The following is a 5,279-nucleotide window of genomic DNA, read 5'->3' on the forward strand; positions in this document are numbered from 1 at the left end:
GATGTCAACATATCTGGCGTTGACTTTTGGCACGCTGTTGAGTTCTCAAGGAACGGACGCTTCCTTCGACCGGCCTTCCGACCGCATCTCCGGGCGCTTCGTTCTTCCGTGTTCCCAGCTTATCAGAGGTTTTTCGCTCCGATTTCCATTCCCGCTGGAGTGGGAATTCCTTCGACTTCGCTGCAGACCTTATCAAAAGCTCTGCGCTGCTCTGCTTCGGGGTTTTGCCTGATCGGGCCAGCGTCCCTTCGGACGCGCTGCCTCGATTTGGCGGTGTCGTAGACACTACGCCGGGGAGAACTGGATGTCCAGCCGCTCCCAACCGTTCGAACCTACTAGCCCATGGGGATCACGTCAATGGTCCCGCCGGGTTGATCATCAGGCTACCAGGTTTGGCGGGGCCTCCATGACCACGCCACGCCGGAGGAGCGGCGGTCAGCCGACCATCGGCTGGTGGTCGGTGCGGTCGGCGGCTTCGACGTCGCCGATCTCGCCGGTGGCGGCGGCGCGCTTGCCGAGGACCAGGGCGTAGACCAGGAAGAGGGCCTCGACGAGGAGGCCCATGCCGATGCGGAGCCAGTCGGGGAGGGCGGAGCCGGTGACGAAGCCTTCGATGAAGCCGGTGACCATCAGGACGACGGTGAGGCCGATGACGGAGCCGATGACGGCGCGGCCCTCTTCGGCCAGGGCGACGGCGCGGGTGCGGGGGCCGGGGTCGACGACGGTCCAGCCGAGGCGGAGGCTGAGGCCGCCGGCGACGAAGATGGCGGTCATTTCGAGCAGGCCGTGCGGGATGAGCAGGCCGAGGAAGAGCTGGAGGTGGTCGGCGGAGGCCATGGTGCCGACGCCGATGCCGAGGTTGAGGACGTTCTCCAACAGGATGTACAGGGCGGGGAGGCCGAGCAGGACGGCCGAGATCAGGCACTGGGCGGCGACCCAGGCGTTGTTGGTCCACACCTGGGCGGCGAAGTTCGCCGACGGGTGCTCGGTGTAGTAGGTCTCGAACTCGCCGCCGGGCTTGGTGAGTTGCTCGTACTGCTCGGGGGAGATCAGGGACTTGATGATCTCGGGGTGGCTGCCTATCCACCAGGCGATCACGGCGCTGAGGAGGAAGGAGACCGCGCCGACGGTCAGCCACCAGCGGCGGGCGCGGTAGAGGATCGCGGGGAAGCTGGTGGTGAAGTAGCGGGCGGCGTCGCGCCAGGAGGAGGCGCGGGCGCCCGCGACGGCGTTGCGGCCGCGGACGACCAGGGTGGTGAGCCGGCCCTCGACGCCGGGGTGCGGGGCGGCGGCCTGGACCTGGGCGAGGTGGCTGGTGGCGCGCTGGTAGAGGGTGATGAGCTCGTCGGACTCCTCGCCGGTGAGGCGGCGACGGCTGCTGAGGACCTCCAGACGGTGCCATTCCGCCTGGTGGGCGGCGACGAAGACGTCCAGGTCCATGGCGGTTCTCTCCGGGGGCGCGGCGGGGCTGCGGCTGCAACTGGTTGGTGTGCTGCCGGGGCTGGTGCGGGCTTAGCTTGCCAGACCGGAGGGTCGGCGTGGCAGGGATGCCGGAAGCGTGGTGACGAGTGGCGGCCCGGGGTTACCTGCCGGGGGTGTACGGCCTTATGTTTGCCGCTGTTGGTCGAGGGGGTCGGGTCGTGCGACGCGGGGTCGCCGACGGGCCGCGGAGCGGAGCGGGTGGGTGGCGTGAGCGAGCTGGTGACCGGTGAGGCGGTCGTCCTGGGGCTGCGGACGGCGAGGCTGCCGTCGCGGGCCCTGGCCCGGCTGCTGGACTGGGCCGTGTACACGGTGGCGTACTTCATCCTGGCGGTCGGTCTGCTGATGGGACTCTCCGACCTGGAGGACGCCGCCCAGATGGCGCTCGCGGTCGGGGTGCTCGTGTTCTGCACGGTGCTGCTGCCGACGCTGGTCGAGACCCTGTCGCAGGGGCGGTCGTTGGGGAAGGTCGCGCTGGGGCTGCGGGTGGTGCGGGCGGACGGCGGTCCGATCCGGTTCCGGCACGCGCTGGTGCGGGGGCTGGTCGGGGTGATCGACTTCGGCCTGTTCGCGATGCCCGCGGTGCTCAGTTCGCTGTTCTCCGCGGAGGGGCGCCGGCTCGGCGACATCTTCGGCGGGACGATGGTGATCCGGGAGCGCCTGCCGCAGGGGGCGCGGGACCAGGGTGCGGTGCCGCCGGTGCCGCCGCAGGTGATGCACGCGCTGGGCGCGGACCTGGTGGCGCTGGACCTGTCCGCGGTGCCGGACGGCCTGTGGCTCTCGGCGCGCCAGGTGTTGGGCCGGATGCACGAGCTGGACAAGCCGGTGGCGGCCGCGCTGGGCGACCGGATGGCCGCGGACATGGCGCAGCGGACGGGGTGGCCGGTGCCTGCGGGGCTGCCCTCGCTGGTCTACCTGGGGGCGGTGCTGATGGAGCGCCAGCGCCGGGAGTGGGAGCGGGCCTCGGCGGCGGCCTACGCGACGTACGCGGCGCAGCTGGCGCAGCAGCAGGTGCAGGCCCCGTACGGCGCGGTCCCGGCGCAGGCCGCAGCCCCGGCTCCGGCTCCGGTGCAGACGCCGCAGGGGCAGACTCCGCAGGGGCAGACGCCGCCGGTGCGGCAGCTCGGGTACCCGCAGGCGCCGCAGCCGGGCCCGGTGGCACTCACCAAGCCCGCGGAGCCGACCGAGCCGACCGAGCCGACCGGGGCGGCCGCCGGTGGCGGCGGGTTCGCGCCGCCCGCCTGAGCCGTCCGGTCCGGCCCCGGACCGAACCGCGCCGAACCGCGCCGAACCGTGCCGCGGGCCCCGCGGGTCAGCGGCGCGGGTTCGGCGGGGAGTCGAGTTCCTCGAGTTCGATGCCGGGGGCGCCGAGCAGGACGTCCCCGGTGAGGTGGAGGTCGCGGACCTCGCCGGTGTCGAGGTCGGTGACCCGGTAGTGCTCGACCGGGAGCGGGCCGCTGTCGGTCGGGTGGTCCTGGACGGAGTGGAGCTGCCAGCCCTGGTCGAGGGTGCGGGGGGCGAGGGCGTCGCCGGTGAAGGAGACCAGGCGGATCCGGGCACTGGCGCCGGGGTCGAGGTCGAGCAGCCGGGCGGTGGCGACCAGGAAGGCCGGGGAGTCGCCGGTGAAGGCGTGCGCCCGGTCCTCCCCCTCGGCGGCCTCCCCGGTGCCCGAGGCCGCGGCGCGGACCCAGTGGACGCCGTCGAGCGCGCCGCCGCGGACCTGCCAGCCGCCGGAGCGGAGTTCGAGCCGGATCGGGCGGTGCCGGGCGTCCAGGGTGAGGTCGGTGGTGCCCTGGACGGTGCCGTCGGGGCGGTAGCGCTTGGCGACGTAGCGCCAGCCGGCGGGGCCGGGGGCGCACTGGAAGCGCTCCTCGCCGAGCGGGGTTCCGTCGTGCGGGTCGTGGAGGGAGTAGCGGCCGTTCGGCATGGGGGGAAGCCTACGTAACCGGGGGTGCAACCTTCTCGGGGGCGGGTCGCATCAGGGGGGGCGGTGGTGCGGTCGTGCCACCGGTTCTCGGGAGGAGGGGCGCCGGGATGGCGGAGCTGACGCGGGACGAGGAGTTCACCGCGTTCGTGGCCTCCAGGGCGGTCTGGCTGCGGAAGGTCGCGTACTTGCTGTGCGCGGACTGGCACCGTGCGGACGACCTGGTGCAGGAGAGCATCACCAAGCTGTACACCCACTGGGGCCGCGCGGGCCGGGCGGAGAACCGGGACGGCTACGCGCGGACGGTGCTGGTGAACACGTTCCTGGCCGAGCAGCGCACCGCGTGGTGGCGGCGGACCAGGACCGCGGCGCGGCCGCCGGAGGACCAGGTGCTCGCGGAGCCGGACCTGGCGGTGTCGCTGGACCTGCGGGAGGCGCTGGCGGCGCTGCCGCCGCGGCAGCGGGCGACGGTGGTGCTGCGCTACTACTGCGACCTGTCGGTCGAGCAGACCGCGGCCGAGCTGGGGTGTTCCAGCGGCAATGTGAAGAGCCAGAGTTCGCGGGCGCTGGAGACGCTGCGGCGTTCCTCGGCGCTGCGCCCGTTGGGGAGGTCCGGGGCATGAGCGGGGACGGGGAGGAGCTGTCCGTGCGGATGGCGCGGTACGTGGCGGCGGAGGAGCGGTCGGCGCCGCCCTCGCGGGTGGATCCGGCGCTGGCGGTGCTGCGGGGCCGGGAGCGGCGTCGGCGGCGGGTCTGGACGGTGACGGCGGCGGCCGCGGCGGTGGTGCTGTCGGCGGGGTCGCTGGCGGTGTTGCGGGACGGGGGCGGGGCGGGCCCGGCGGAGGTTCCGTCGGTGCTGCCGACCGCGACCGGGCGGCCCGGCCAGGGGGCGCCGATGACGGGACGGACGGTGCTGGAGGTGCCGGCCCGGTTCGGCTGGCTGCCGGAGTCGGTCTCCGCGGTGGAGTACCGCTCGGGGCCGGGCGGCTCCGACGTGGTCGCCCTGGTCGGCCCGGCGTCGGGCGTCGGGGGCCGCGGCGGGGGCCAGTTCCTGCTGACGGCGTTCCCGGAGGGGGTGACGCCGGACGTGGACCCGCTGATCGGGGCGGGGGACGGGCTGCGGATCGGGGCGCCGCCGGTGAACGGGCAGGAGGCGTACTGGGTGTCGTCGAGCGATCCGGCGTTCGCGGCGGCGACGAACCTGCTGCGCTTCCGCGGCGCGGACGGGATCTGGTACCAGCTGGAGAGCTCGGGCCTGTCGGAGGCGGACCGGCAGTCGGTGCCGCTGCGGATCGCGGCGGGGGTGGTGCCGGGCCGGTACGTGCCGCCGATGCCGCTGGCGCTGTCCTCGCTGCCGGCCGACACGGTGGTCACCCGGGCGTCGCTGCGCCGGTCGGTGCCCGACGGGGCGGCGTGGCGGGCCGAGGTGGGCTTCCAGCAGGACGGCTCGCACTACGTCACGGTGTCGGCGGAGCGGGGCGGGGGGTCCGGGTCGGTGGCGCCGGTGCCGGAGCCGGGGGTCTGCGCGTCCGGCGGCGGGGTGCGCCGGTGCGTGGAGGAGGTGCAGCCGGGGTCGGGGGCGGGCGCCACGCTGCCGGTCTGGTTGAACCGGGTGGTGGCGCGCGGCCCGGACGAGGGCGCCTGGTCGGCCGACGTGCTGCCCTAGGGCGGCCCCGGACGCGCCGGTGCCCGGCACCCCCGTGGAGGGGTGCCGGGCACCGGCGCGGGTCGGCTCAGTAGCGGTACTGCTCGGCCTTGTACGGGCCCTCGACCGGGACGCCGATGTAGTCGGCCTGGTCCTGGGTGAGGGTGGTGAGCTTGACGCCGAGGGCGTCGAGGTGGAGGCGGGCGACCTTCTCGTCCAGGTGCTTGGGCA

6 protein-coding genes are annotated in these 5,279 nt (G+C 74.1%); 3 read left to right on the top strand and 3 right to left on the bottom strand.

Annotation, left to right across the window (positions count from 1 at the left end; translation table 11 throughout):
* Positions 1–435: 435 nt before the first annotated feature.
* Positions 436–1,440, bottom strand: coding sequence for a stage II sporulation protein M (locus QSK52_RS38845; RefSeq protein ID WP_285741001.1), 1,005 nt, complete (start codon positions 1,438–1,440; stop codon positions 436–438).
* Positions 1,441–1,689: 249 nt separating this feature from the next.
* Here QSK52_RS38845 and QSK52_RS38850 point away from each other — a divergent pair, with 249 nt between their 5' ends.
* The gene (locus QSK52_RS38850) at positions 1,690–2,724 is read left to right on the top strand and encodes an RDD family protein (RefSeq protein ID WP_285741002.1); all 1,035 of its coding nucleotides are present in this window, start codon (positions 1,690–1,692) and stop codon (positions 2,722–2,724) included.
* A gap of 67 nt (positions 2,725–2,791) precedes the next feature.
* On the opposite strand, the gene QSK52_RS38855 is transcribed toward QSK52_RS38850, so the two are convergent.
* Positions 2,792–3,406 (bottom strand): hypothetical protein, encoded by a 615-nt coding sequence (locus QSK52_RS38855; RefSeq protein ID WP_285741003.1) that lies wholly within the window; start codon positions 3,404–3,406, stop codon positions 2,792–2,794.
* A gap of 107 nt (positions 3,407–3,513) precedes the next feature.
* Here QSK52_RS38855 and QSK52_RS38860 point away from each other — a divergent pair, with 107 nt between their 5' ends.
* Positions 3,514–4,026: a SigE family RNA polymerase sigma factor gene (locus QSK52_RS38860; protein ID WP_285741004.1), complete on the top strand. Its 513-nt coding sequence runs from the start codon at positions 3,514–3,516 to the stop codon at positions 4,024–4,026.
* Positions 4,023–5,069, top strand: coding sequence for a hypothetical protein (locus tag QSK52_RS38865; RefSeq protein WP_285741005.1), 1,047 nt, complete (start codon positions 4,023–4,025; stop codon positions 5,067–5,069). The genes QSK52_RS38860 and QSK52_RS38865 overlap by 4 nt, the downstream gene beginning before the upstream one ends.
* A gap of 67 nt (positions 5,070–5,136) precedes the next feature.
* Here QSK52_RS38865 and QSK52_RS38870 read toward each other — a convergent pair.
* A partial coding sequence (locus tag QSK52_RS38870) for an adenosylhomocysteinase (RefSeq protein ID WP_285741006.1) occupies positions 5,137–5,279 on the bottom strand: 143 nt, incomplete at its 5' end.

Origin of the sequence: Kitasatospora phosalacinea, assembly GCF_030268885.1 — a bacterium.
Classification (GTDB): domain Bacteria; phylum Actinomycetota; class Actinomycetes; order Streptomycetales; family Streptomycetaceae; genus Kitasatospora; species Kitasatospora phosalacinea_C.